The sequence below is a fragment of the Streptomyces sp. NPDC059917 genome (genome assembly GCF_042730635.1).
In the GTDB taxonomy this organism is placed as follows: Bacteria; Actinomycetota; Actinomycetes; order Streptomycetales; family Streptomycetaceae; genus Streptomyces.
In genome coordinates this window covers 1-1,979 of the sequence record NZ_JBHWLC010000185.1, presented here as the reverse complement: position 1 = coordinate 1,979, position 1,979 = coordinate 1, and the positions used below count along the sequence as shown (strand labels likewise).

Annotated in this window: 1 protein-coding gene; it reads left to right on the top strand. The window is 73.9% G+C overall.

Annotated elements, in window-relative coordinates:
- Positions 1–1,979, top strand: a 1,979-nt coding sequence (locus ACFWAR_RS39360; protein ID WP_385788537.1) for a condensation domain-containing protein, incomplete at both ends; no start/stop codon positions are given.

Sequence of the window (1,979 nt, the reverse complement as noted above, 5' to 3'; positions counted from 1 at the left end):
CCGACACCCAAATCAAAATCCGCGGCTTCCGCATCGAACCCACCGAAATCGAAACCACCCTCACCACCCACCCCCACATCACCCAAGCCACGCTCACGCACACGACGCACCTCAACGCCTACGTCACCACCGCCCCCGGCATCGAGCTGAGCCCGGCGGCCGTCAAGGCCTGGCTGCGGGAGCGGCTGCCCGAGCACATGGTCCCGTCCCACTTCGCGGTCCTGGAGCGGCTGCCGCTCACCCCCAACGGGAAGATCGACAAGCGCGCCCTGCCCACGATCGAGGCACCGCTGAGCACCGGCGGCCGCGAGCCGCGCACCGAGCTGGAGGAGCTCGTGCGGACCCTGGTGAGCGAGGTGCTGGAGAGCCCCGCGCCGCTCTCCATCGACGACGGCTTCTTCGACCACGGCGGCCACTCCCTGCTCGCCGCCCGCCTCGCCAACCGGATCGCCACCACCCTCGGCGTCGCCCTCACGATCCGCGACGTCTTCCAGCACCCCACCCCGGTGGCCCTGGCCCGGCACATCGCCACCGTCGGCGGCCGCCCGCCGCTCGCGCCGCTCACCGCCGCCGATCCGCGGCCCGACCGGCTGCCGCCGTCCTTCGCCCAGCAGCGCCTGTGGCTGGTGTCGGACCTCGGCGGGCGGGGGACCTCGTACAACGTGCCGATGGCCGTGCGGCTCGACGGCGACCTCGACGTGGCGGCGCTGCGCTCGGCCTTCGCCGACCTGGTGGCGCGCCACGAGCCGCTGCGCACCCGCTTCACGACGGTGGACGGGGATCCGTACCAGGTCGTCGATCCGCCCGCGCCGACCGTGCCCGTGTTCGAGGTGCGTGCCGTGGCCCCCGGGGCGGTCGACGCCGAGCTGATCGCGGCGGCGGGGCACTCCTTCGACCTCGGCGCCGAACACCCGCTGCGGGTCACCCTCTTCGAGACCGGCGCGCAGGAGTACGTGCTGCTGGTCCTGCTGCACCACATCGCCACGGACGGCCAGTCGCTGGGCCCGCTCTTCGCGGACCTGTCGCTCGCCTACGCCGCCCGGCGGGCCGGGCGGGCCCCGGAGCGGCCCGCGCTCGCGGTCCAGTACGCCGACTACGCGCTGTGGCAGCGCGCGGCGCTCGGCGAGGTGCTCGGCGGGCAGCTCGACTACTGGCGCACGGCGCTCGCCGGGCTGCCGGAGGAGCTGGGGCTGGTGCACGACCGGCCGCGGCCCGCGATCACCGGGGGGCGGGGCGGGGTGGTCCGGCTGGACTTCGGTGGTGACCTGCACAAGCGGGTGGTGGAGCTGGCCCGCGCCGAGCGGTGCACGCCCTTCATGGTGCTGCACGCGGCGCTGGCCACGACCCTCACCCGGCTGGGCGCGGGCACGGACATCCCCCTCGGATCACCGGTCGCGGGGCGTTCCGACGAGGCGCTCGCCCCGCTCGTGGGCTTCTTCGTCAACACGCTGGTGCTCCGGACGGACACCTCCGGGGACCCGTCGTTCCGGGAGCTGCTGGGCCGGGTGCGCAGTACCGACCTGGACGCCTTCGCCCATCAGGACGCCCCCTTCGACCTGGTCCTCGAAGCGGTGAACCCGGTGCGCTCGCTGTCCCGGCACCCGCTGTTCCAGGTCTGCCTGGCCCTGGAGAGCGGTCCGGCCGCCGGACCCGAGCTGGCCGGGGTCCGGGCGGGCGGCGCGGAGGCGCTGGCCACCGGCGCGGTCAAGTTCGACCTGGAGTTCCTGCTGCGGGCCGAGGACGCCACGGGGCTGACCGGCGCCGTCCTCTTCAGCTCCGACCTGTACGAGCAGGAGACGGTCGAGCGGATGGTCGCGATGCTGCGGCGCACCTTGGAACAGGTGGTGTCCGAGCCGGAAGTCGCCCTGTCCGAGGTGGAGTTGTTGGGTGCGGTCGAGCGCCGGCAGGTCCTGGAGGAGTGGACGGGCTCGCGCTCCGAGATCGGGGAGGCCACCCTCGCCGAACGCTTCGAGGAACAG